We start from the raw sequence: 24,163 nt of genomic DNA, 5'->3' as shown, positions 1-24,163 counted from the left end.
TATAAGGAAATAATAAAAAAAGGAACCCGAATAGAGTTCCTTTAGTTTATTAAGAAAGAGATAAATTAATCTTCATCGTCTTCATCGTCGTCGTCATCAGCGATGTCTTCTTTATCTTCGTCGTCATCATCGTCATCTCCACCGTCAGAGTCTGGTTTGTCTTGTGTATCTTCATCTTCGTCCTCATCAATATCATCATCAAGATCAAGACCTTTTACCGGCTCGATAGTATCTACATCAACGTCGATATCATCATCTTCGTCGTAGTTTTCGATTCTGTCTGCAAGTTTGGTACTAATTTTCACTAAATAAATAGTGTCTTCAGTACGAACTTCAACCGCTTCGATCAATTCGTTTTTAGCATTTCTAAAACGGATAACATCCGAATCATCATAACCATCAGGAAATTTCTCTACCAAAAGGTTTAAAATTTCGTTGGTAAGTTTAGCGTAGTCTACTATAACTCTTTTCATAAAATTATCCTATAAATCTAATAAATATGCAAAAATTAACGGAGCAACGATTGTAGCATCCGACTCAATAATAAATTTAGGGGTTTTGATGTCTAATTTACCCCAAGTGATTTTCTCGTTTGGAACTGCTCCAGAGTACGAACCATAACTGGTTGTTGAATCTGAAATTTGGCAGAAATAACTCCAAAACGGGATATCATGCATTTCCATATCCTGGTACAACATTGGTACCACACAGATAGGGAAATCTCCTGCAATACCACCACCAATTTGGAAAAATCCAATTCCGTTAGTGCTATTTTTCGGATACCAATCAGCAAGGAATGTCATGTATTCGATTCCTGATTTCATGGTAGAGGCTTTTAACTCACCTTTAATTACATATGAGGCAAAAATGTTACCCATTGTGCTATCTTCCCAACCCGGAACAATGATAGGTAAATTTTTCTCAGCAGCTGCATACATCCAGCTATCTTTTAAATCTATTTCGTAGTATTCTTCTAATACGCCGGATAATAACATTTTATACATGAATTCATGCGGAAAATAACGTTCTCCTTTGTCATCAGCATCTTTCCAGATTTTGTAAATGTGTTTTTGCAAACGACGAAATGCTTCATGTTCAGGAATGCAAGTATCGGTAACACGGTTTAATCCTCTTTCCAGTAATGCCCATTCGTCTTCCGGTGTTAAATCACGGTAATTAGGAACTCTTTCGTAATGAGAATGAGCTACTAAGTTCATGATATCTTCTTCCAGATTGGCTCCGGTACATGAAATAATCTGTACTTTATCTTGTCTGATTATTTCGGCAAAAATTTTACCAATTTCTGCTGTACTCATAGCGCCAGCCATACTTACCATCATCTTAGCTCCATTTGCCAATTGTTGTTCGTATGCCTTTGCAGCATCAACTAAAGAAGCAGAATTAAAGTGCAAATAATGTTTTTCAATAAACTGACTGATTGGTCCTTTCATTTTCTTGTTTTTTTTGTTTTTTTATTTTGAATTAAAAGTTTAACCTTTTAGATGATACTGCAAATTAATAATTTTAAAGATATTAAATCATCAATTTGCAGCTTTTTTTATATTTTTTTAGAGTAGCCTAATATCTTCAATACATCATCAGAAGTTTGTTGTTCTGAAAAAACTTCAGTAGCCAAAATTCCGTTTTCGTCTCGATCTATAAGGATGTGTTTGGGCTGTGGAATAAGGCAGTGGTGTAAACCTCCGTAACCTCCAATTGTTTCCTGATAAGCACCTGTATTAAAGAAACCAATATACAATGGTTTTTCTTTGTTGTATTTAGGTAAATAAATGGCGTTCATGTTTTGCTCGGAGTTGTAATAATCATCGCTATCACAAGTTAAACCTCCTAACAGAACCCGCTCGTAAGTATCGTTCCAGCGGTTTACCGCCAGCATGATAAAACGTTTGTTGATAGCCCATGTATCTGGCAAAGTGGTAATGAATGAAGAGTCAATCATGTTCCATTTTTCTCTGTCATTTTGTTGTTTTTGGTACAAAATCTGATAGATAGCGCCACCGCTTTCTCCAACAGTAAAGGAACCAAATTCAGTAAAAATGTTCGGAACATCTACTTCTGCTTCGTCACAGGCAATTTTAATCTGATTGATAATTTCATCAATCATATATTGGTAGTCATATTCAAAGGCCAATGAATTTTTAATAGGGAAACCACCACCAATATTCAAGCCATCAAGACCAGGGCATTCTTTTTTTAGTGCAATGTATACTTTGATACATTTCACCAATTCGTTCCAGTAATAAGCCGTATCATTTATTCCGGTGTTAATGAAAAAGTGAAGCATTTTCAGCTCTAATTTATCATTCTCCTGAATTTGTTTCTTGTAGAAAGCAACGATATTTTTGTATCCAATACCTAATCTGGAAGTATAAAACTCAAATTTAGGTTCTTCTTCGGCAGCAATACGGATTCCAATTTTGAATTTTCCTTTTATTTCAGCCTGAAGCAAATCAAGTTCTTCATAATTATCAATAATCGGAATAGTGTTTTTATGTCCGTTATTGATTAGTCTCGCAATGTTGCTGATGTATTCGTCTCTTTTAAAACCGTTACAAATAACATACGTACTTTTGTTTATCTTACCGTTTTCCAACAAATTCTCCACGATATTCACATCAAAAGCAGATGATGTTTCGATATGGATATTGTTTTTGAAAGCTTCATTCATGATGTACTCAAAATGAGAGCTTTTTGTACAATAGCAATAGTAATACTTTGCTTCGTACTTGTTTTTTTCCATAGATTTTCTGAACCAGGCTTTTGCCTTATTGATGTTGTTCGAAATCTGTGGCAGGTAAGTAAATTTTAATGGAGTGCCGTATTGTTCCACCAATTTCATCAAATCGATATTGTGAAATTGTAAGTTGTCTTTATTTAATTTAAATTCTTCTTGCGGGAAGTAATACGTTTGATTTATTAAGTCCGAATATTTTGTATTCATTTATTTTTCAATATTTAAGATTGTATTTTTAATTTAGGTAAACGGTGCTAAATCTAAAATTCAAACTCTAATATTGGCGAATATAATCGGCAGTTTTTCGTGTTCTGCTTTTGAACATAAAAAAACATCAAAACAAAACGGACTCTTGCTATTATAAAAACGATTCAACATCCTTAGCAAGGAACTATTGAGGCGGTTTCTATAAGAACTAAATTGTCTTTGTTTTCTGTTTGTTTTCATCGTGGCAAATGTAAAAAATAAAATACAGCTAAAGCAAAGCTTTTGCTTAAAAAAAGTTTAAGATTTATAATCCTCAAACGCGTCTAGAATTAATTTATTTTCAACGGATTGGTTAATTTTTATTTTTCCTATCCCTTCAATCAAGGCAAATTGAATGGTACCGTACTCATTTTTTTTGTCGTGAATAAGCAATTCAAGGATCGGATCGATGTCTTTATCATCAAACTTCACGTCGTCATATATACTTTGAATAGCGGTTTTGATTTCGGCATATTCTGTAGCAGTAATCAATTCTTTTTGCAATGAAATATAACTTTCCAGTATCATTCCTACTGCAATTGCTTCCCCATGCAATAAGGTTTTTTTAGTTTCACTTTCTAAAAAGTAGCTTTCAATAGCATGTCCCAATGTATGACCAAAATTCAATGCTTTACGAATATTCTTTTCTGTTGGGTCCTGAATTACAATTTCGTTCTTAATTTCTACAGAACGATAAATCAATTCATCAAAATCAGCATAGTCAATAGATTTCAGGTCTAAAAATTGTCTCCAATAAGGAGCATCATAGATTAAACCGTGTTTTAACATCTCAGCCAAACCGGAACGCATTTCGCTTTGCGATAAAGTTTCCAGATATTGCGTGTCAATTAATACCATCTGAGGTACGTTAATAACCCCAATTTGGTTTTTCAGATTCCCTAAATCAACTCCGGTTTTTCCTCCAACAGAGGCATCCACCATAGATAATAAGGTAGTCGGTATATTGATAAAGTCAACTCCACGTTTAAAAGTCGAAGCTACAAATCCGCCTAAATCGGTTACAACACCACCACCAAGATTAATTATAAGTGATTTTCTATCCGCACCAAGTTCCGTCAAAACATTCCAGATTTCGATACAGGTATCAATATTTTTATTGATTTCACCCGCCTCAAATTCAATTATTTCAATAGTTAAATCCGTTTCAAGTAAAGGTAAAAACTTAGACAAACAATACTCATTTGTATGATTATCGACTACAATAAACAGGTTTGAATATTTATTTTCTCTTAAATGTACATTTAGAGCTTCGTATGCATTTTGATTAAAATGTACCAGATAATTATTGGCTTGAATGGATTGCATAATTCTTTAGTTAATTGAAAGCGCAAAATAAGGCATTTTTAAGTAAATAATATTGAAACTCTGTCTATATTTGCACAAAAAATAACCTAAATGGAAAAAATATTCGATAACACTCAGGTTGCATTTTCGTTAAAAAGCGATACGGAACTTGACAGAGCTTATTTTCTTTTTAAAATGATCGACAGTGAACCCTTGGTGAGGATAGGAACGGCTGTTACTAATTTTGCTATTAAAGCACATTTGCCAGTAGAAGGATTAATCCGTGCAACTGTTTTTGACCATTTTTGTGGTGGTATCAACGAAGACGATTGTATTACTGTAGTAGACAAAATGTTTACCAAAGGCGTTTCATCTGTTTTAGATTATTCAGTTGAAGGAAAAGAAGAAGAAGAGCAGTTTGATGCTGCTTTAGAAATGACTTTAAAAACGATTGAATTTGCTAAAGAACGTTTAGCAATTCCGTTTGCGGTTTTTAAACCTACCGGTTTAGGTCGTTTTGAACTTTATGAAAAATTAGGAGAGCAACAAACCTTGTCTCCTGCAGAACAAGCAGAATGGGATAGAGTAGTAGCCCGTTTTGATAAAGTTTGCAGTGAAGCACACAAAAAAGACGTTGCCTTATTAATTGACGGTGAAGAAAGCTGGATGCAGGATGCTGCAGACGACTTGGTAACCGATATGATGCGTAAATACAATAAAGAGAAAGCAATTGTTTTCAATACTTTACAAATGTACCGTTGGGATCGTTTGGATTATTTGAAAAAATTGCATGATATTGCCAAAAAAGAAGGCTTTTTTATTGGAATGAAACTGGTTCGTGGCGCTTATATGGAAAAAGAAAATAAGAGAGCTGAAGAAAAGAATTACGTTTCTCCAATTTGTGTTTCTAAAGAAGCAACAGACGTTAACTATGATGAAGCTGTTCATTATATGTTAGAACATTTAGATACGATGTCCATTTTTGCAGGAACTCACAATGAATTGAGCTCTTATAAATTGATGGAAATGATGCAAAACAAAGGAATTGCCAAAAACGATAACAGAATCTGGTTTGGTCAATTGTACGGAATGAGTGATAATATCAGTTACAACTTAGCCGAAAACGGTTATAATGTTGCCAAATATTTGCCATTCGGTCCTGTAAAAGATGTTATGCCGTACTTGATTCGTCGTGCAGAAGAAAACACTTCTGTAGCAGGACAAACAAGTCGTGAATTATCTATGATTAAAGCAGAACGCAGACGTAGGAAAGGGAAATAGTTTTCAGTCTCAGCTTACAGTCTCAGCTAACAATTTATATTTTACAACAACAAAAAACTCCAATTTTCATTGGAGTTTTTTTTGTTTTTTTTAAAACGAAACCTGGCATTGCAGCACCACAGTTCCTAATCGGTCGCTTTGTTTGTATTTTCCAATTAGTGTATTATCGTAGATCGCTCTGTTTTGATAGTTTAAACTGAATTTCGGACCAAAAGTACCTGTTATGTAATAATTTGCTCCGATTTCATACATCGTCATTGGAGCGTCTAAGGCTTCTAAAGCAGCAACTTGTGCCGCCACATAGGGCTGGAATCGTCCTTTTTTAGCCGCATTAGAGGATTTAGCAAATAAGTACCCGAATTGTCCGTAATAAATATTTCCTGTACCTACGCCAATAAAACCGGCTCCGGAACCATTGATTAAACCATTATCTCCAACAGCCGGGTTAGGAGTTGAAACAGATTGAATGTAATTTCTACCGTAATTATTATTGTTGTAAGAAGCATAAGCGGTAATAGCAGCTCCTTTATCATTGATTGGACTGTCGTAAAAAACATCAAAACCTAAAACACTCATGTCATCGTGGGCGATTTTATCGTCAGCTGTTAAATGCCACATCGCTTTTGCTTGTGTCATATAACCCAGTGCCAGATTAAAGGCCTTTTTAGTTCCTAAGTAAGTCCCTTTGTGGTATGGATCTTCCAAAGATTCTTTTTCGAAAAAGGAATAGGTTAGGATTCCTGAATATTGTGCTCTTGGTGTTTCTGTACTCAATGTAGAGTTGATGCCCAAATTATTTACGCTGTTTTTATATGGATTTGTGATTGCAGCTCGGTAATTGAATTTTCCCAAATCACCTTTAGCATAAATACTTAAGTTTCTGTTTCCAAAAGTAGAGGAGGTATTAATAAACTGCTGATACATCGGCGTATCCAGTGTCAAGTGAGAAGAACTACTATTTGCGGAATATCTTGTTGTTCCGGCTCCCCAGGCGGTTAAACCACCACCAATATGAAGTTTATCATTAAAATGGTATTCTCCTAAAGCATCCATAATAGAAAGCGGCGCATTGGAAGGGCCAGAATTTTGTTGAAAATTGATATTATTTTGTCCTAATTGAAGGTGAAAAAAGATATTCTCCGTTAACATTCCCATCGCCTGCAAACGCAAACGTCTAATTACGATATCATACGTTTGGTTAACTTCGTCAGTTCCAATTTTACTTCCGGGATTTAGCTCTGAATAGCGTCCCCAAACTTGAAGATTCATTCCGAATTTAATGTATTGTGATACGTCTTCGGATAAATTAACTACAAATGGGGATTGTTTTTTTTGGGCGTTTAAATTAGAGAGTGAAAGTAGTAAAACAGCAAAAAAAATTAAACTGCTTCTGTAACGGATTTTTTTCATAATAGAGGCTTGTTTACCGGGTTTAAAGGCAAACATATAAAATCTGAGCTTATTTCAAGTCATAAAATTTTCCCAATTTTACAGAAATTACTTTATTTAAAGTGAAATATCCCATTGCACTCTAAAGCGCCAACCACCTGTATATTGCAGGCTAGAATCCTGGAAATCAAAGTAGGAGACCTCTCCGGTGAGCTTGTTTTTATGGCCTTTAAAAAAGTAATTAAAAGCTACCGTAGATTCTCTTTGCAGGTTGTCTTTATAATTTTTATCAGGACGATAAACAGCATGTCTCCCTGCCATTTCTAAATGTTTAGGAACCCAAGGCCAAATGGTATGAAAAAAGTAACCAGCTTGTGCATAATACCCTCGTAATCGGGTTAATTCATTGTTGTTTACCCTGTCGATAATATTTTTGTGATGCCATTCGCTTTGCCAGGAAAACCCACGGTACATGAATGCGGATTCTATATTGTATTGATTAACTCTGTATTGACCTGGTTTTTCTTCTTCAAATCCTTCCAAAGAGCCACCACCGGCTTGGGAAAAACGAGTATATGGGCTTCTGTTTGTTACTCCGGCCAAGGCTATGATAGCGGCTGGTTTTTCATGAAATTCTAAGTCTCCTCCTTCAAAATCAAGTGTTCTGCCTAAGAAATTCCATTGCGCTCTTCCAAAGTACATTAGGTTCTGGTCGTCATTTTTAGTATTTCCTCTTCCGGTTCCGGTTAGAGCAGCAACCCAATAGTTAAAATCGGCTATGCCTTTTCCTTTTAGATGACCATAAATTTCGACTCCTTGCTGTCTGTCTGTGGTAAAAGGGCGGTTCAATATAGATCGTTCTACCATTTGTTGTTCACCGCTGCTAATAAAGCGTTCGCGGGTAAACTCCGTTTTCCATTGCCCTATTTTAAAACTCATCCAGTCCCATTTTTCAATCATGATTCTAAAATCCAACAAATTGGACTGACTTAGCTCGTATTCCCAATAATACTTCAACCACGGCTCAAAAGCATGACCTCCGACCTTTAGCCTTGCCCTGTTTATTTTAAAGGCGGTCTGATTGTCTTGATTGAAATCGTCATACGTTAACGGATCCTGATCGTATGGAGTTGCAAAACGAAACTGTAATCTGCTTTGTAATTGAAACAAGAATTTATTATCTCTGGTCTCTAATTGAATTCCTTTACTTCCATAACTCACATTCATTAGTTTAGTAGAGTCCTTTTGCTCTTGAGAGAATGTAATTGAGCAAAAAGATAAAAGTAAGACACCAAAATAAATTTTCAAATTAAGTTCTTTTTGACTCATATTTAAAGGATTTGATTACGACATAAACTGGAAACGATTTAGGTAAAAAAAAAGAAAAGCCAATGAGTTTTTACACCCATTGACTTCAAATTTAAGTATTTGTTTGTTATTATTTTATATTTTCTTACAAAAAAAAAGAGACTTTTTTTAACCACTAATTATGGGTAAATTGTAAGTTACTCAGGTTTTTATAAATTCCATTCTCCAAATTTATCAGTTCCTGATGTGTTCCTTCTTCGGTGATTTTTCCGTTGTCTAAAACTAAAATTTTATCGGCACTTCTGATTGTTGACAGACGGTGTGCGATAATAATACTGGTTCTTCCTTCCATTAGAATTTCTAAAGCTTCCTGAACTAATTTTTCACTTTCACTGTCCAAAGAAGAAGTCGCTTCATCGAGAATCAAGATACTTGGATTTTTAAGCAAAGCCCTTGCAATGGCAATACGCTGACGTTGGCCACCAGACAATTTCACACCACGTTCTCCAACCAAAGTTTCGAATTTCTCCGGAAAACCATTCACAAAGTTGAATGCGTTTGCTTGTTTCGCCGCCTGAATAATTTCCTCGTCCGTAGCGTCGGGTTTACCATAAGCGATATTTTCTTTAATCGTTCCTCCAAACAAAATCACATCTTGTGGAACGATACTCATGTTGCCACGTAGATTTTCAAGATCATAATCATAAATATTCTTTCCATCAACGGTAATTTCCCCAGACGAAATATCGTAAAATCGCAATAAAAGAGACGAAATAGTCGATTTTCCGGCACCACTTGGCCCTACAATTGCTATTTTTTGACCAAATTCTGCTGTAAAGCTTACATTCTTAAGCACTTCAATTTCTTTACGAGAAGGATAGCTAAATGCTACATTGTTAAACGCTACATTTCCTTTAATTTTCTCATGCGCACCGTTTGCTTCAAGATTTATTTCTTCCGGTGTTTCTTCTAATAATTCAAAAACTCTTTCGGTAGCACCAATTGCTTTCTGTATTTGTGCATATAATTCGGCTATTCCTCCAAAAGAAGCCCCTACAAAAGTAGAATACAATACAAATGAAATCAATTGACCTACACTCATTTCACCTGCAATACTCAATCGAACACCGTACCAAACTACGGCAACAATCGCACCAAACAAACAAAAAATGATAAACGAAGCAAAGTAACCACGGTATTTACCGCCTTTAATTGCCAGTTTTACTACTTCGTTTATTTTGCCTTTGTATCTTGCAATTTCATACCATTCGTTAGCAAATGCTTTCACAATACTAATTCCTTGCATGGTTTCTTCTACAATAACCTGGCTTTCGGCCACCTGATCTTGCACTTGTTTGGAGTATTTTCTAATAAATCTTCCGAAGATTACAGCTGCAACAGCCACCAAGGGCACAACAGAAAGCATTAACAAAGTAAGTTTGAAACTTTCTGTAGCCAATAAAATTACCCCTCCGATGATTAATATAAACTGGCGTAAAAATTCTGCTATCGTACTGGTCAGCGTGTCTTGAATCTGTGTAATATCAGCGCTGATACGACTGTTAAGTTCACCAACTCTTTTTTGAGAGAAGAACGTCATAGGCAACTTAACCAAATTAGTATATAAAGACAAACGCAAGGTTGCCAGCGTATTTTCGGTAAAATTGATAAATAAAGACAATCTAAAGAAAGAGAAGAAGGCCTGAAGAAATAGTATAGCAACTAAGCTTAAAGCAATTTTATTGGTCTCTGTGTTGTCTTTGTTTTTAACGCAGTCTACTAACATTCCCATTAACTTAGGAAAGGCTAGGGCAGTAGCTCCTGTTAGCAACAGGAAGAATAAACCAACATAGAATTTCCATTGGTGTTTTCCGGCGTATTTGAATATTAGTTTTGCTTTATTGAGAGAAGTAGCAGTAATCTTTGATTTTGGCAAATCATTTTCTTTATATCTGGCCATTTTAAATATACAATTAAGATATACAAAGGTATGATTATAGCGACTGAAACCAAAGTTATATGCTAAACTTAGCCGTTTTGTGATTTTTTTAACGGAACCTGAATAATTATGAAGCAAATGGGATTACATTAATTTACTGTAAAAGAGTTCGCTAAAGAAAATCTCGAAAAATTATTTCACTTTTTTCGTAAATATGCTTGCAAATACAAAATCTAGCTGTATATTTGCACTCGCAATCACAATACGATAGCAACCTAGTAAAATAGGGCGATTAGCTCAGCTGGTTCAGAGCACCTCGTTTACACCGAGGGGGTCGGGGGTTCGAACCCCTCATCGCCCACCAAGAAACTCCTTAAGAAATTAGGGAGTTTTTTTTATGTCTTTAATTTTTTAAATATTGATTTACCGGCGAAAATTGTTTCTATATTAGTAGCGAGATAATTTCTGGTGTTTGTCATACTTATACCGCTTAAATTAAACGAATTAAGTTTACTATCAAGATTTATTACTTGTAAGCGTGACAGGATAATGTGAAAAAGAAGCCGTATTTTCATATAACCCAAAAAGAAATTAAATTATCAACCCAAATCTTTAAAATGAAAAAAAAACTAATAACTCTTTTATTTGTATTTACTGTTGTAAATCTGTTCGGGCAAACGCCGACCGCAGCAACGTTGGGTAAGACCGATCCTTCAGACGCTAAGAATGATAAGGTTTCTAATAAAGCGATAAACCCGCTTAAAAAAGTTCCGTTATACGAAAATTCGATTCTGATTCACGATTACGATGGTATTCTTTTTTCATTTGATTTAGATTCGGAACAAATTATCTGGACCGTAAAAGCCACGGATTCGCATACTGAAATGTGTGCCAATAAAATAACACTGCTGGATGGAGTTCTGTACGTTCCGTTTATAAATGGTGAAATTTTCGCCATTGACAACGAAACCGGAGCTATTTTTTGGAAATCAAGATTAGGTAATATTACAGATCAGGTTGTACTAAAAGATCAAACTCCGATTATAAATAATGGACAACTGTATATTACAGCTCAAAATCAAGACCAAAGCAGTAACATTTATGCGCTTGATTTAAAAAATGGCAGTTTAATATGGACCTATAAATTTGATACCCCGAACAATGACATTCCGGTACTCTTTTTTGATAATAAAGTTTTCGCCCAAAGCGCGTCAAATTTCTATTGTTTTGATGCAAATACAGGAAAAGTTCTTTACCAAAAAACCTTCGAGAAAGCGGTGGACGGAAAACCTGTTACAGATGGCGAAAATGTCTTTACAGCAAATGAAGAAGGGATCCTTTTTGCCCTAAGCCCTAACAAACCGGACGTTTTATGGCAATTTAAACTGGATGAAAATCAGCATAATGTTAAAGAGCGCATCTTATGCAAAGACAAAAAGGTATATTTTGCAGCTCAGGGCCCAACAGTTTCTTCTTTATACTCGTTAGATTCGAAAACAGGAACTCAGCTTTGGAAAACGGATTTTAAAGACGACAATATCCAATATATTACGGAGCAGGATGATAATATCTGGGGATATACCCGCAAGGGAAGACTTTTTCAATTAGACATCAATAATGGCGAAATAGCCTTCGAAATAAAATTAACCACCTTACCCATTTCAAATTTAGAATTCCCTATTGATGATTCCGTGTTTTATTATTGTGATGCCGGTTTGGTTCAATTTGATTTAAAAGAAAAAGACGAAAACATGACATACATGCGGACTTCGATTAAAGAAGATGTATACAGTGCTTTTATAAAAATAATTCGATAAGAAAATAAAGAAATTGTCTCGATATCGAGCTCTTAAAACTAATAGTAAGTGATTGATTCTAAATTCAGATACTTTGCAAAAACTCCTTAAAGAATTAAGGAGTTTTTTTATTTCTGTAATGTAAAGTCTTTTAAATCAATCTTTCCACAAGAATTCCTTGCTTACAGGAAAGCAATCCTGTTGTAGCCAAAATTAATAGGAGTATCTTTTTTTTCATATTTTAAAGTGTATAAATACGAATATCTATGCCTTATCATTATTGATTTGGTTGCGCCCAATCAGAATTCCTAATTAACACTAAACCTTGAGCATAATCTGTTGTAGAAGAGGTTTCATCGGTAATTTTCATTCCCGAGAGTAGGCTAAACAATCCAAAGCTTTTAATCAGTCTTTTTGATTTTCTGTAGGGAGAATCGATTTGATTCAAGTCAAAAAAAGTATTTGTGTTATTCTTGGTTAGTTGTTTAAATTCATTAATACCACTATGGTAAAGAAGAAATGGATTATCGCAAGTAATCCCTGATTTTGTATGCTCATTTTCACTTCGCAAAAAGAAAGGCAAAAATTTAGAAGGAGCAGACATATCGCTATCCAAATACCTTGAGATAATTGTGTAGGTTTTGTTCTTAAAATTAACATCTTCTTCAACCAAAGCACCAAAATCCTTTTTGCTATTTATTTCTTTTTGCAGTACATGAGCTTCTCCAAAATAGCCATAGATTTTTTCCTCTTTAAAATTATATCTTTCATATAAATATTTAAAGTTTAAGTACATTGTACTTTCTCTTGACGATGTAGTGTAGTTAGCAAGATTTTTTTGAATAAATAAAACATCTTCCGCAATATCCTTATTTTTTATATTGCCATTTGAAATCATTTTCGGGAGTCTTTCTTTCGCCCATTTAAGAAATAACGCTTCATCGTTTGGAAAAACATCAGAAAGCCCTAATTCTTTCAATAGAATTTTCAAGTGCTTTTGAGTTAGTCTTAGATTTTGAATTTTATCTATTCCGTAAACTTTTATTTGTCGATCGGGAGAATTAGATTGATTTAATTTGTAAATCTCAATCCATTTACGTTTATAGTCGCGATTGTGATGTCCATGATAAACAATCCAGCTGTTTAAAACGGAATCAATAAGAGTTTCCTCTCCTGATTCTAAATATCGATTTAGAAAATAAGCCTGACTGAAATCAATTTCTGCCAAATGTATTTTCATTTCAACTTTACGATTTAAATATTTAATTAAACTGATGTCAATATCAATTGTCTCTTTTATTCCATGAAATTCTCCCAGTAAAATCAAGTTATTATTGACTAAATAACGGTCTAAATTAGTAAACGATAAATCCTGATTTTGATGGACTGATTCGTATAATTTTTTATTGTTTTTCCAATATTCCAAAGTTTCTTTTCCCGAATTTTTATCATAAGTCTTTAAAGAAAAACTATAAATCAGACCCAAGACGAGAATACAAACAAGAAATTTAATTCCTTTTTTTAATACTTTTTTCAATTGTAATGTTTAGAATATATAAAACGTTTATACTAGAAATAAAATAACTACAACCCTTTAAAACCAGCCTGTTTAAGACTATAAGCTGTTGCTTGGGAGGCTAATATAAGAAATATCTTCGCTAAAACTAATATTAAAGTCGCCCAAAAGGATTTGTCTGGAAGCAAGAAAAATTCAAACCGAAAAATAATTCGACAAAATCCGGAAAGCCGTAGTAAAAATCCAAACAGTAACTATACTTTAGCAAAAAACTTCGTTTAACAACCTATCACGTTTGTCAAATATCAGAACCTTGACAGCGTATAAAAAACTAACATTTAAATACAATGAAATTAAAACAAATGCTTTTCGGAATACTTATTTTAGGCTTTTTATCATTCAGTTGTATTGAAAAAAAGACATTTGAATTTATTTACCCCAAACAGAATGGAGTTAAAATAAGCTTATTGTCGGATCATTTTAAAAAATTCAACAAAGAATGGAGGGGTTCCGATTATTATTACTCCGCTGAAAAAGATGGATTTATATGCTCTGTTTTATTTTATAAACTTGACGAAGAAGAAAAACTTGCTCTGGTTGAAGTCCCTAAACTTGTACTTGGTAAAAAGTTTAAAGATGCAAACAAAGACTTTCCTGAAAACTCACCGGTATTTCCCTATTCCTATTTTAAAAATTACTCCAATTTGAAAAGTATGGAAACAAATGATAAAAGTTGGGGCGAAATGACTGATGATTTTATGTTTAGAGAAAACGAAATCAACATTGAGGGAACTAAATTTACTCAAAAGCACATGTATGGATACGCCATGTTTGGCAATGATTTATTTGTAAATGTTCATCTCTCAAAAATGAATTGTACTGAAGAGGATATTGTGGAAATGAAAGAGATTTTGAATTCTCTAAGAAAAGAATCTAAATAAAAAAAAAGCATCTTTCCAACAACAGTATAATTTCAAATCTTCAAAAATGCAGAAAAAAATACTCCTGTTATTGTTATTTAATTTCTTTTTCGGTGCGCTTGCTTTTTCTCAAAAATGCGATTGTGAAAAATACAATACGTTTATTGAACTTGCTAAAAAGGAAAATGCTGTTAAAAACTATAAAGAAGCCAATAAACTTTTTAAACAGGCTTTTGAAAATACGGATTTTGCATTGGGTACAGATTTGAATCTTGCCTTAAAAGTAGCAGACCAAACCGAAGACAAAATTTGGATGGAACAAATTGCAATAAAATTAGCAAAAGGAGGGATCCCGTTACTCTTTTTTAAAAAATTTGAAAACTATAAGTGGTACAAACAGTTCAACGAGCAATTTCCGGAATATCAAAAATTGTATAACGCTAATTTTGATTTAAATTTTAAAGCAGATCTCATTGACTTAGAGAAATTTGATAAAGAAATCAATACCCATTACCACCAGTGGAGAACAAAAGAGCACGATTATGCAATTGAAATACTAGTTTCTGAAATGAAAGCAGTTTCCTTAAGATTCCAAAATATGGTCGAGAAATATGGCTTCCCGACAGAAAGAAAAGTGGGGTATAACTATGTCAGAAAAAATATTGAAGATCTGCCAACAGCAATATTATTAACACATATTTACCAAAGAGGTGAATTACTCTACAAAGACCAGCTGAAAGAATTAGTCTGTAATGGAAATTTAAGTCCCGGTTACGCTCAACAGCTTCAAACTGTAAGAGGGTTTGGTAATAGTACCGGTATTGAACAAGAAATGGAAGTTAGAAAATTAAAATATAGAAAATAAAGAAGCTGCTAACAGTAACTCGATCAAATCGTCTTTTTATACCTTTATACTTTAAGGGACAAAGAATTAAAGTGTAGAAGTTTAAACTTAAAAATCAGAATTAACCAAATAAAAACAATTATTTTTCATATTTTTAACAGTTAACCTGTAACATAATTAAGGTTTTACCATCTAATACCTCGTATTTAATAACCTTCTTAACAAATTGATTTATGGAAAATAATAGACGCGACTGGTTAAAAAAAATTAGTGTTGGTGTTGTTGGACTTGGACTGGTTCCGTTTGAAACATTTGCTTTACCCACAGATCATTTTCCTGAAAAAGAAAGCAAAGACACTCCTATTAGATTAAGTTCAAACGAAAACCCTTATGGTCCGTCTAAAGCCGCAAAAACAGCCATGATCGAAAGCATAACTTTAAGCAACAGATACGGTTGGGAGCTTTCATCAGAATTGGTCAATTTATTAGGTGTAAAAAACAAAGTAAACCTCAACAATATTTTAATTAGCGCAGGTTCAACTGAAATTTTAGATTTAGTAAGCCAGTTTGCAGCCTTACAAAAAGGCAATCTTGTTATTGCGGACCCAAGTTACGGATATTGGACGGATACTGCCGAAAAATTAGGGCTAACCAAAATCAAAGTTCCATTAACAGCAGACAAAAAAATTGATCTTCCTAAAATGCTAAGTTCGATTACTGCTGACACAAAGTTGGTTTACATCTGTAATCCAAACAATCCAACCGGAACCATTTGCGAAAGAAACGATTTAATACAATTCATATCTCAGGCCTCTAAAAACTCCATTGTTTTAGTCGATGAAGCCTATATTGATTTTACTGATCAAGAATCGGTAAGTCACCTGGTCCTTGAAAATAAAAATGTAATAATTGCCAAAACTTTCTCAAAAGCATACGGATTAGCAGGCGCAAGAATAGGGTATGCCATTGCCAATTCTAGCACAATTGAAAAACTAAGTGAACTGCAAACCTGGGCTAATGGGGCAGTTAGTGTTGTTTCAACGGCTGCTGCGATAGCATCTTTAAAAGACGAAAATTTTGTAAACGAAACAAAAGCATTAAATCAGAAAACCAGAGATTATACCATTGCCGAGTTAGAGAAATTAAACATTTCTTGTATTCACTCGAATTCCAATTTTATCTATTTCTCTTTAAAAAATTATAAAAAAGACTTTTTTCACCAGTTAGAAGTCAATAATATAATCGGTACCAAAATTTACGAAGAGGAGGGGAAGTGGTCCAGAATTACAATTGGCAAAAAGGAAGAAATGCAAAAATTCATTGCTTCTTTACAATAAATAAAACAAAAAAATATTCCAGTTTAAGCTCTACCAGATTAAACTGGAATATTTAATTTATCTATAATCAATAAACTGCACAATCTCCTCAATTGTGCGATCCGGTTGATCTTCTTGAATATAGGTTCGCGCGTTAGCAATTTCAACAAGTTTTGCATTTGGGAAAACAGCTTTTAAATTTTCTCCTAATTTTAAGGGAAAAAGTTTGAAATCCTGATTTCCCCAAAGTATCAACACCGGTTTTTCGAAGGTTCGCAATTTCCGAGCGGCTTCGATAGTATATTTTGGAGACCACGCTTTGGCAGCACTTGCAAAATTAGCTCTGACTCTTTTATTGCGAATAAAATTATTTAAGTATAAATTTGATAATTCCTGATCTGTTACTTTTAAAGATAACAGTCCCATAATCAGGTCTTTTTTCAACAACCATTTTAGAGAAAAGACACGACTTAACAAAAAAGTAAAACCCGGAACTCTAACGGCGTATTTTAGATATGCAAACTTCGTAGGCGGGAAAACAGCAAGAACTTCACAATTTGAAAACACCATTTTCGATACTTTTTCAGGAAAAAGTGAAGCAAAAATCTGTACATAAGCGCCCCCTGTATCATTTGACACCACAATAATTTCATTGATACCAAGATATTCCAGAAATTCATTGATTAACAGGGCAATTCCAATTGGTGTTAAATCAACATTGTCTGCTACCGCTAAATAATTCCCCCCTAGAGGCAAGTCAATGGCAATACATCTATAATTTTGACTTAGAATTGGAATAACTTTTCTCCAGGTATTGGCATTAGATAAGGCACCGTGAACAAATAAAATCGGAATCCCATTTCCTTCATCAATGTATTGAATACCTCCTTTAATTTTTGCAGTATGTCTTTCGATGACTGGCTTTAACGTATGATCAACTTTAAAAGGTTCCTTAGCTTCAGTTGATAAATTGAAATCTGTGGTTGCTGTCATTTGTATACTCTATTGGTTTAGTTTATACAAAGATGCCTTGAAGTAACCTGTTAAGAAATAGACAAATGTCTTCAAATTAAGTGCCGTTGCGCAACCTGCTTAAATGCCTTGGAGAAATACCTAAAAAAGAAGAGAGGTGTTTTAACGGAATGAATTTGATATATTTTGAATGGTTGGCCGCTAGTGTTTCATAGCGCTCCTTAGCGGTTTGTTTTTGAAAGGAGATCGTTCTGTTTTCCTGTTCAATATAGTGCTGTTCGGTTAGCCTCCTGCCTAAATTTTGCCAGTCAAAACTATCCTCATATAAGGAATATAGCGCTTCTCTTTCCAAAATGATTAGTTCTGTATCGCATAATGCCTGGATATTTTCATAAGTTGCTTCTTGTGTTATAAAACTGGAATAGGCAGTCGTTAATTCGTTTTCAAATGCAATACATTTAGTAGTTTCTTTCCCTTCAATATTACTATAATAGGACCTTAAAATACCACTTTTAATTAGCACTAACTCAGTACATATTGCACCCTCTTTAATGAAGTACTCCTTCTTTTTCAAGAATTTTGTTTTGGTGATACCCTCTAATTTTTGAAGTTCACTGTCAGAAAGTAATTGCAAAGATTTTAGAAATTGTATCAACTGTATCGTTTTAAAATATTAACTCTGCTTTAACCCGTTGGCTGCAATGAATTTTAATGCACAAAAACATCCTTAGTAAAGCCTAAAAAGAACGTTTTGTATAGACTAAATAGCAAAATTCCTTATCAAAATTACATAAAATTAATACAGGAAACCGGAGTAGATTAAAATTCCATTTTTTAATCTTTAAAAATACCAAGTAAGCATCCTTTGCCAATCAAGATCCGGCAAACAAATCTGATCTTACTACTTGAGAGAGCTGGAGAGCACAATTTACATATTCATCCATAAACTAGATAAATACACTTATAAGTTTGATTTAAACAAAATTAGTCTGTTTGATAATTTCGCTCTGTAAATGTAATTATCGTAATAATAAAGAGTGTTTTGTTCTTTCCATAGTTTGTAAAACTGTAAATCTTAAGAAAGGACACTATTGAAAGTTAAGATGACACGACACAACCCAAACACTCTTGCACCATACCAAATAAAGTTAACTGGTATTTGTAACGTATGCTAATTGCAGCTTAAACCCGAAGTGAGGAAATTTCGAAGAAAACCACTCGAAATCTAAATCTTATTTCAAACGCTTATGAACTTGTATAAATTACGCTATCTTCTATTTTCTATTTTATTCGCCACTACTGCTTCTTACAGCCAGGTAACTTACGAGTTTTGTATGACGGGTAAGTATGGAAAAACTATTGTTTTGGACTTTAAAATTCACAATAATACTTCAGCTCCAATTACAAACTATGACTTTACTTTTAATTGGAAAGCTGTCTCAAATACTACAGTGTGGTCAGGATTAGACGTCATTCAAAATGGAGATAATGGTGTAGTTGAATTAAAAAAAACGACCTTCGGAAATGCTCTTCCCGTTGGCACAACCACCTATAGTGTCACAATGGATTATGAATTAGGGATGTTTCCACCTGACGAAGGCATTTTAAACGGCAATCCCATTACAGGCATAAGTTGTTACACACCTCCTGCACATGAGAACTTTAAATGTGAAAGAAATTTTAGTGCTGCCTGTACGGTAAAGCCAGTTGGCCCGGCTGCTCAGGAAATACGAATAGGTGAAGGATCCGTTTTTGCCTGGAATGCTCCTATACAGGTTTATATTCCCGAGAATCGGAAAGGTTGGGCTATTGCGATGGCGGTGTCCCATTCTTTATTTACAAACCTAATGGGATTTGATGCAATGAGTATCAATGCATACTTTGCTACTGCTATTCAGGAATCACAAGCAAGCTGTGAAGGAAGTCAGCTTATTGCCCCAAATTGGGTTACAAAGACATACCCTCATAATGACATCAATGCTCCTTTGTATTGTTATGATGCCAGTGGTGCTGTAGCTGTAGGGTATTTTCAACAAGAAATGGGAGGGAGCTGGACAGAGTTAAATACAAGCTATCCCTGTTTTATTCCGCAAATTGATAAAAAAAGTTTTATAGGTACCCCAAATACAGGCTCCAGTTTTGAATTTCAATTGATTGTGAAAGCCTATCATGATTATCGGAATGTAGCGTATTGGCAATATGTTAAATGTTGGAATCCGATTGACTTTTTAAAAAAATCAAACGATCCTTATGCTGCTGTCAAAATAATTGGCATGGCTTATAATCAGGGCATGAATCATTCCTCATTTGAAGATATTTTTGACAAAGACCGTTCAGCTGCTATCAATGCAACAAACCTTATGGATCGAATTTCTCCTTCTACACCTGCTGCTACCAATCGGCTTTATGCGGAACAAACCAACCGATTAACAAAAGTACTGGACAACAAAGTTGCTGACATCAATTGGACAGATGCCGCTGTTTTTGGCATCACCAATAAAGCAGCACATAGTTTCAGAGGCTATTACGACGCTCCATTTGCGTGGAATGACGTAGAGGAATACATAAAAAAAATAACGCCTTTTTACGCTTCTTTTGGCGTACAGGAACAAAACTTTATAAATACTATTAAACCTGTTTTTGATGGAATTAATGGAGGAAATCCTATTTCTTTCAGATATCAAATGTCAGCTGTAATAGAATCAATAGTAACCTTTCTACCAGCTTTTGATCCTAAAAAAGGACTGGCTGAAGTATATGGTGGATCTGGTGCTAACAGCTGTTTTGCACCTACCGCCAGAATGGAAGGTTTTAATGCCACTTGTGGAAAAGAATTATCCTTAAAAGTTTATTTCTCCGGCAAAGCTCCTTATACATTCAGTTATAAAAAAACAGCCGTATCTCCGGAGATTAGTTTTCCGGATGTGACCACTTCGCAAAATCCGTATACCATACAATCAGTTAAAGAAGGCAGCTATGCGCTTACTGCTGTGACAGATGCCGTTAGCGCTGGTGAAGTCGTATGTAGCCCAATAGAATTAAAATATATTGGAGCTGTAGCAACTGCAAAATTAGTTAAATATGGAGGGAATTATTGTACTGGAAAAGACTCCGGGATTCAGATTGAAATAACAAGTACGGAGCCAGGCCCTTTTATCCTCGAATATGAGATAAACGGAATATCGCAGCCTTCTGTAACCGCAACTAGCAGCCCTTATACTCTTATTACAGCACCCGCTTCAAATGGAATTTATCGATTGACGAAAATCTCTGTTGCCGGATGCACTACTATATTAAACGATAAACTTACTATTACTACAACAGCAGCCAATCCGGTCCTGAATGCTACACTTTCTAAATATGCAGCCTCACCATCTTCTGGAGTAGGCCCCGGTGTCCAGATTGAAATAAAAAGTACTGAAACCGGTCCTTTTTTAATCGAGTATGAATTAAACGGAGTGCCGCAACCTACTGTAACAGCAAATAGTAGTCCTTACATTCTTATCCCTTCACAGGCTCCGGAAGGTACGTATCATTTGACAAAGATTTCCGCTTCAGGTTGTGATGCTTTATTAAACAACAGCCTTGTTATACTCCCAATGGCTGCCGGATCAAATTTGAGTGCTAAACTTGTTGCCTATGGCGCATCTATTTGTGCCGGTATCGGACCGGGTGTTATAGTTGAAATAAAAAGTACCAAGCCAGGCCCCTTTACAATAGAATACGAGATAAATGGAGTATCGCAACCTGCAACAACTATAAATAACAGTCCACACATACTTTTCAAATCACCAGCACCAATCGGTATTTATAGACTAACAAAAATTACTGCAGCAGGATTTGATACCGTATTAGATGAATCTCTAGATATCAATTCCAATGTAGCTACTCCGGATATAGTACTTTCTAAGGTTGACAGATCAGCTTGTCAGGGAACAGGCACTGACATTCAGATTGAAATAAAAAGCACTGAACCGGGACCTTATATAGTTGAATACAAACTAAACGGAATTTTGCAACCTCGGGTAACAATAACTAACACCCCACAGCTCCTCGTTTCGTCTGCATCTATTGGTACCTACAAAATAACCAAAATTTTTATTTCGAATTGTACCTTTTCAATTAATAAGACTCTCACTATTGCTAAAAATAGCGGACTACCAACAGTTAAAATAGAAGGTAATTTCTTTTTCTGTTATCCGTATAAAACCGTTTTAAAGGCTGTTGCAAATTCATCATCCATACAAATTAAATCGTATCAATGGAAAAAAAATAATACAACTATTACTAATGCCAATAGTGATGCTTATATAGCAGACCAAATAGGGGAGTATACCGTTATGATTACAGACCAAAATGGTTGTGTGCTTACAGCGCCAATTGTCAAAGTAGAGGAGAAATGCAATAAGGCCATTTCAGATCCCGATCCGCTAACATTAGATTATCCAAAGTTTTTTACACCAAATAATGATGGACAAAACGATACTTGGCACATCAAAAACTTTGATAATTTTAAAAATCCCGAAATAAGAATTTTTGACCGCTATGGTAAATTTATAATTCAATTGTCACAAGATTCTAATGGATGGGACGGTACCTTCAACAACAGTCCTCTTACGGCCACAGATTATTGGTTTACAATGACGTACACTGATAAGAATGATCCATTGATACGAAAAACACTGTACGGGCACTTTTCACTGAAACGTTAAAACACTTTCTTAAGCCACTATTCTAAAGAGCAGCACCGTATTTCCAACAAGATGACTGCTTTATTTCGCAATCTTATTTTCTAAAACTACTGTATTAGTAGTAAATAAATTTAAAATAAAACTTGAATGATGTATTCACGATTTGTCTCTTATATTACCCTTCTACTGATCACTACACATTGCTTTTCGCAAGAAGGAATTCCGATCTACTCTGATTATTTATCCGACAATTACTATCTCATTCACCCTTCAATGGCGGGAGCAGCTAATTGTGATAAAATAAGATTAACCATTCGCAACCAATGGTTCGGTCACGAGGACGCTCCTGCATTTCAGACCTTGAGTTACAATACCAGATTTGACGAAAAATCGGCTGGAGGAATTATTCTTTTTAACGATAAAAACGGATACTATTCTCAAAAAGGAATCCAACTTACTTATGCACATCACATTATGTTTTCAAGGGATGCTATCGATTTGAATCAACTCTCTTTTGGAATAAGTGGCGGTATCACGCAAAGCCAGATAGATGAAACTCACTTTCTGGATTCCGGTGTTACAGATCCGATTATTAAAGGAAACGTCGAAAGCGAAACACATGTCAATTTTGATATCGGAACTTCCTATAATTATCTGGATATGTATGTTCATCTGACTGCAAAAAATGTTTTGGAAACCAAACAAAATAAGGATTCCAATCATGAAACAAGCAACCTAAGAAAATATCTTTTTAGTACAGGTTACATTTTTGGCAATTCAGATTGGTTATCATGGGAACCTTCTGTTATGTTTCAATTTACTGAAATGACAGAAGAAAAGACACTCGATGTAAATTTGAAAACGTACAAGAATTTTAGTGAAGGAATGCTGTGGGCCGGTTTGTCTTATCGTACCGGTTTAGATGCCCAGCACCCGGTAAATGGCACTTCAAAACAAAAATTACAATATTTGACACCTATTATCGGTATAAACTATAGAAGCTTCCTGTTTGCCTATACGTATTCTTCCGTTTTTGGTAGTGTCAAATTTGACAATGGCGCTTATCACCAGCTTACATTAGGGATGAATTTTGCTTGTAGAAAGGAGAAGTACGATTGTAATTGTCCCGCTGTAAACTAAGATTTTACAGCTTTCGCGAAGTGTAACACAAAGACGCTCTACAAATAAAACGAAAGTGTTAGTAATAAATAAGAAAAACCGATCTCAGTAGTCTTTGACTTGATATAAAAACCTCCAAATTCATTTGATTTTGGAGGTTTTTTATATGTGAAATAACATCATCATTAAACCAATAATCGCCCACGAAAACCTCTCGCTGCATAATAAGAATCAGCGCCATTGTGGTAGACAAAAACAGTATTGTAACGAAAATCAGAAAAAAGAGCACCACCAAGCTTTCGGATATCAGGAGGCGTTACAATCCAGCTGGATGTTTTGGCGTCAAATTTTCCAAATTTTTGCAGGTCACGGTATTGTTCTTCGGTTAGGATTTCAATTCCCATTTCAGCTGCTTTATTAATAGCACTGTCTTTTGGTTTGTGCTCTTTACGTTTTTCCAAAGCTTCATGGTCGTAACAAAAGCTTCTGCGACCTTTTGGGCTTTCTATTGAACAATCCACAAAAATGTATTGATCGGTCTCTTTATTATACCCCACAACATCCGGTTCCCCTTCAGTTCTTTCCATTTCATCCAATGACCAAATTTTGTCCGGATTAGCTTCTAATTTGGCTTGAATTTTATGCCATTCAAGACCTTCGTGGCGTTTGCTGTTATTCTCAAAGCGAGCTTCTAATACACTAAGCAATTGGTCCTGTTGCTCAGCAGATAATTGGTTCTTTTTACTACTCATGTTACTTTGTTTTG

18 protein-coding genes and 1 tRNA gene are annotated in these 24,163 nt (G+C 34.7%); 8 read left to right on the top strand and 11 right to left on the bottom strand.

Annotated elements, in window-relative coordinates; translation table 11 throughout:
• Positions 1-65: 65 nt before the first annotated feature.
• From ACHRV3_RS00875 to aroB, 4 genes are all read right to left on the bottom strand, one after another.
• Entirely contained in the window at positions 66-473 is a 408-nt protein-coding gene (locus ACHRV3_RS00875; RefSeq protein WP_047775214.1) for a hypothetical protein, read from the bottom strand.
• Between the two features lie 9 nt (positions 474-482).
• A complete protein-coding gene (locus tag ACHRV3_RS00870; RefSeq protein WP_035681188.1) occupies positions 483-1,451 on the bottom strand; it encodes a deoxyhypusine synthase family protein in 969 nt (322 codons plus the stop codon).
• 107 nt (positions 1,452-1,558) lie between these two features.
• The gene (locus ACHRV3_RS00865; protein WP_395425434.1) at positions 1,559-2,962 is read right to left on the bottom strand and encodes an arginine decarboxylase; all 1,404 of its coding nucleotides are present in this window, start codon (positions 2,960-2,962) and stop codon (positions 1,559-1,561) included.
• 297 nt (positions 2,963-3,259) lie between these two features.
• Positions 3,260-4,327 carry a 3-dehydroquinate synthase gene (gene aroB / locus ACHRV3_RS00860; RefSeq protein WP_395434155.1) on the bottom strand — a complete coding sequence of 356 codons (1,068 nt, stop codon included), beginning with the start codon at positions 4,325-4,327 and terminating at the stop codon, positions 3,260-3,262.
• A gap of 90 nt (positions 4,328-4,417) precedes the next feature.
• Here aroB and ACHRV3_RS00855 point away from each other — a divergent pair, with 90 nt between their 5' ends.
• Positions 4,418-5,587, top strand: coding sequence for a proline dehydrogenase family protein (locus tag ACHRV3_RS00855; protein WP_047775208.1), 1,170 nt, complete (start codon positions 4,418-4,420; stop codon positions 5,585-5,587).
• A 90-nt stretch (positions 5,588-5,677) separates the two neighbouring features.
• Here the strand turns inward: ACHRV3_RS00855 and ACHRV3_RS00850 are convergent, their stop codons facing one another.
• From ACHRV3_RS00850 to ACHRV3_RS00840, 3 genes are all read right to left on the bottom strand, one after another.
• The gene (locus ACHRV3_RS00850; RefSeq protein WP_395434154.1) at positions 5,678-6,997 is read right to left on the bottom strand and encodes a hypothetical protein; all 1,320 of its coding nucleotides are present in this window, start codon (positions 6,995-6,997) and stop codon (positions 5,678-5,680) included.
• Between the two features lie 96 nt (positions 6,998-7,093).
• The gene (locus ACHRV3_RS00845) at positions 7,094-8,305 is read right to left on the bottom strand and encodes an OprO/OprP family phosphate-selective porin (RefSeq protein ID WP_395434153.1); all 1,212 of its coding nucleotides are present in this window, start codon (positions 8,303-8,305) and stop codon (positions 7,094-7,096) included.
• Positions 8,306-8,459: 154 nt separating this feature from the next.
• Positions 8,460-10,244 (bottom strand): ABC transporter ATP-binding protein, encoded by a 1,785-nt coding sequence (locus ACHRV3_RS00840; protein ID WP_395434152.1) that lies wholly within the window; start codon positions 10,242-10,244, stop codon positions 8,460-8,462.
• A 265-nt stretch (positions 10,245-10,509) separates the two neighbouring features.
• On the opposite strand from ACHRV3_RS00840, the gene ACHRV3_RS00835 reads away from it, so the two are divergent.
• Positions 10,510-10,587, top strand: a tRNA-Val gene (locus tag ACHRV3_RS00835).
• Positions 10,588-10,840: 253 nt separating this feature from the next.
• Positions 10,841-12,040, top strand: a complete 1,200-nt coding sequence (locus tag ACHRV3_RS00830; RefSeq protein WP_395434151.1) for a PQQ-binding-like beta-propeller repeat protein — start codon at positions 10,841-10,843, stop codon at positions 12,038-12,040.
• A 256-nt stretch (positions 12,041-12,296) separates the two neighbouring features.
• Here the strand turns inward: ACHRV3_RS00830 and ACHRV3_RS00825 are convergent, their stop codons facing one another.
• A complete protein-coding gene (locus ACHRV3_RS00825) occupies positions 12,297-13,556 on the bottom strand; it encodes a hypothetical protein (protein ID WP_395434150.1) in 1,260 nt (419 codons plus the stop codon).
• 326 nt (positions 13,557-13,882) lie between these two features.
• Between ACHRV3_RS00825 and ACHRV3_RS00820 the strand changes: the two genes are divergently transcribed.
• The 3 genes from ACHRV3_RS00820 to ACHRV3_RS00810 all read left to right on the top strand — a co-directional run bounded on the left by ACHRV3_RS00820 (position 13,883) and on the right by ACHRV3_RS00810 (position 16,636).
• Positions 13,883-14,476, top strand: a complete 594-nt coding sequence (locus ACHRV3_RS00820) for a hypothetical protein (protein ID WP_395434149.1) — start codon at positions 13,883-13,885, stop codon at positions 14,474-14,476.
• 46 nt (positions 14,477-14,522) lie between these two features.
• The gene (locus tag ACHRV3_RS00815) at positions 14,523-15,320 is read left to right on the top strand and encodes a hypothetical protein (RefSeq protein ID WP_047775188.1); all 798 of its coding nucleotides are present in this window, start codon (positions 14,523-14,525) and stop codon (positions 15,318-15,320) included.
• Between the two features lie 212 nt (positions 15,321-15,532).
• Positions 15,533-16,636, top strand: a complete 1,104-nt coding sequence (locus tag ACHRV3_RS00810; protein WP_395434148.1) for a pyridoxal phosphate-dependent aminotransferase — start codon at positions 15,533-15,535, stop codon at positions 16,634-16,636.
• Positions 16,637-16,693: 57 nt separating this feature from the next.
• On the opposite strand, the gene ACHRV3_RS00805 is transcribed toward ACHRV3_RS00810, so the two are convergent.
• Together ACHRV3_RS00805 and ACHRV3_RS00800 are read right to left on the bottom strand one after the other, a co-directional pair.
• Positions 16,694-17,608 (bottom strand): alpha/beta fold hydrolase, encoded by a 915-nt coding sequence (locus ACHRV3_RS00805; RefSeq protein WP_395434147.1) that lies wholly within the window; start codon positions 17,606-17,608, stop codon positions 16,694-16,696.
• Between the two features lie 76 nt (positions 17,609-17,684).
• Positions 17,685-18,242 (bottom strand): Crp/Fnr family transcriptional regulator, encoded by a 558-nt coding sequence (locus ACHRV3_RS00800; RefSeq protein WP_395434146.1) that lies wholly within the window; start codon positions 18,240-18,242, stop codon positions 17,685-17,687.
• A 592-nt stretch (positions 18,243-18,834) separates the two neighbouring features.
• On the opposite strand from ACHRV3_RS00800, the gene ACHRV3_RS00795 reads away from it, so the two are divergent.
• Positions 18,835-22,299 (top strand): T9SS type B sorting domain-containing protein, encoded by a 3,465-nt coding sequence (locus tag ACHRV3_RS00795; protein WP_395434145.1) that lies wholly within the window; start codon positions 18,835-18,837, stop codon positions 22,297-22,299.
• 129 nt (positions 22,300-22,428) lie between these two features.
• Complete coding sequence (locus tag ACHRV3_RS00790) at positions 22,429-23,418, top strand: type IX secretion system membrane protein PorP/SprF (RefSeq protein WP_395434450.1); 990 nt, start codon at positions 22,429-22,431, stop codon at positions 23,416-23,418.
• 164 nt (positions 23,419-23,582) lie between these two features.
• Here ACHRV3_RS00790 and ACHRV3_RS00785 read toward each other — a convergent pair whose 3' ends face one another.
• On the bottom strand, positions 23,583-24,149 hold the full coding sequence (locus tag ACHRV3_RS00785; protein WP_395434144.1) for a DUF4256 domain-containing protein: 567 nt from the start codon (positions 24,147-24,149) through the stop codon (positions 23,583-23,585).
• Positions 24,150-24,163: the final 14 nt, after the last annotated feature.

This window comes from Flavobacterium sp. FlaQc-49, from assembly GCF_044005985.1.
In the GTDB taxonomy this organism is placed as follows: domain Bacteria; phylum Bacteroidota; class Bacteroidia; order Flavobacteriales; family Flavobacteriaceae; genus Flavobacterium; species Flavobacterium cupriresistens.
The sequence above is the reverse complement of the archived record's forward strand: the minus strand, read 5'-3'. Positions and strand labels throughout refer to the sequence as shown.

What these genes read in the sequence shown, in the direction of transcription:
- ACHRV3_RS00875 (WP_047775214.1), bottom strand. Translation starts at nt 473, where the DNA reads ATGAAAAGAGTTATAGTAGACTACGCTAAACTTACCAACGAAATTTTA.
- ACHRV3_RS00870 (WP_035681188.1), bottom strand. Translation starts at nt 1,451, where the DNA reads ATGAAAGGACCAATCAGTCAGTTTATTGAAAAACATTATTTGCACTTT.
- ACHRV3_RS00865 (WP_395425434.1), bottom strand. Translation starts at nt 2,962, where the DNA reads ATGAATACAAAATATTCGGACTTAATAAATCAAACGTATTACTTCCCG.
- aroB (WP_395434155.1), bottom strand. Translation starts at nt 4,327, where the DNA reads ATGCAATCCATTCAAGCCAATAATTATCTGGTACATTTTAATCAAAAT.
- ACHRV3_RS00855 (WP_047775208.1), top strand. Translation starts at nt 4,418, where the DNA reads ATGGAAAAAATATTCGATAACACTCAGGTTGCATTTTCGTTAAAAAGC.
- ACHRV3_RS00850 (WP_395434154.1), bottom strand. Translation starts at nt 6,997, where the DNA reads ATGAAAAAAATCCGTTACAGAAGCAGTTTAATTTTTTTTGCTGTTTTA.
- ACHRV3_RS00845 (WP_395434153.1), bottom strand. Translation starts at nt 8,305, where the DNA reads ATGAGTCAAAAAGAACTTAATTTGAAAATTTATTTTGGTGTCTTACTT.
- ACHRV3_RS00840 (WP_395434152.1), bottom strand. Translation starts at nt 10,244, where the DNA reads ATGGCCAGATATAAAGAAAATGATTTGCCAAAATCAAAGATTACTGCT.
- ACHRV3_RS00830 (WP_395434151.1), top strand. Translation starts at nt 10,841, where the DNA reads ATGAAAAAAAAACTAATAACTCTTTTATTTGTATTTACTGTTGTAAAT.
- ACHRV3_RS00820 (WP_395434149.1), top strand. Translation starts at nt 13,883, where the DNA reads ATGAAATTAAAACAAATGCTTTTCGGAATACTTATTTTAGGCTTTTTA.
- ACHRV3_RS00815 (WP_047775188.1), top strand. Translation starts at nt 14,523, where the DNA reads ATGCAGAAAAAAATACTCCTGTTATTGTTATTTAATTTCTTTTTCGGT.
- ACHRV3_RS00810 (WP_395434148.1), top strand. Translation starts at nt 15,533, where the DNA reads ATGGAAAATAATAGACGCGACTGGTTAAAAAAAATTAGTGTTGGTGTT.
- ACHRV3_RS00805 (WP_395434147.1), bottom strand. Translation starts at nt 17,608, where the DNA reads ATGACAGCAACCACAGATTTCAATTTATCAACTGAAGCTAAGGAACCT.
- ACHRV3_RS00795 (WP_395434145.1), top strand. Translation starts at nt 18,835, where the DNA reads ATGAACTTGTATAAATTACGCTATCTTCTATTTTCTATTTTATTCGCC.
- ACHRV3_RS00790 (WP_395434450.1), top strand. Translation starts at nt 22,429, where the DNA reads ATGTATTCACGATTTGTCTCTTATATTACCCTTCTACTGATCACTACA.
- ACHRV3_RS00785 (WP_395434144.1), bottom strand. Translation starts at nt 24,149, where the DNA reads ATGAGTAGTAAAAAGAACCAATTATCTGCTGAGCAACAGGACCAATTG.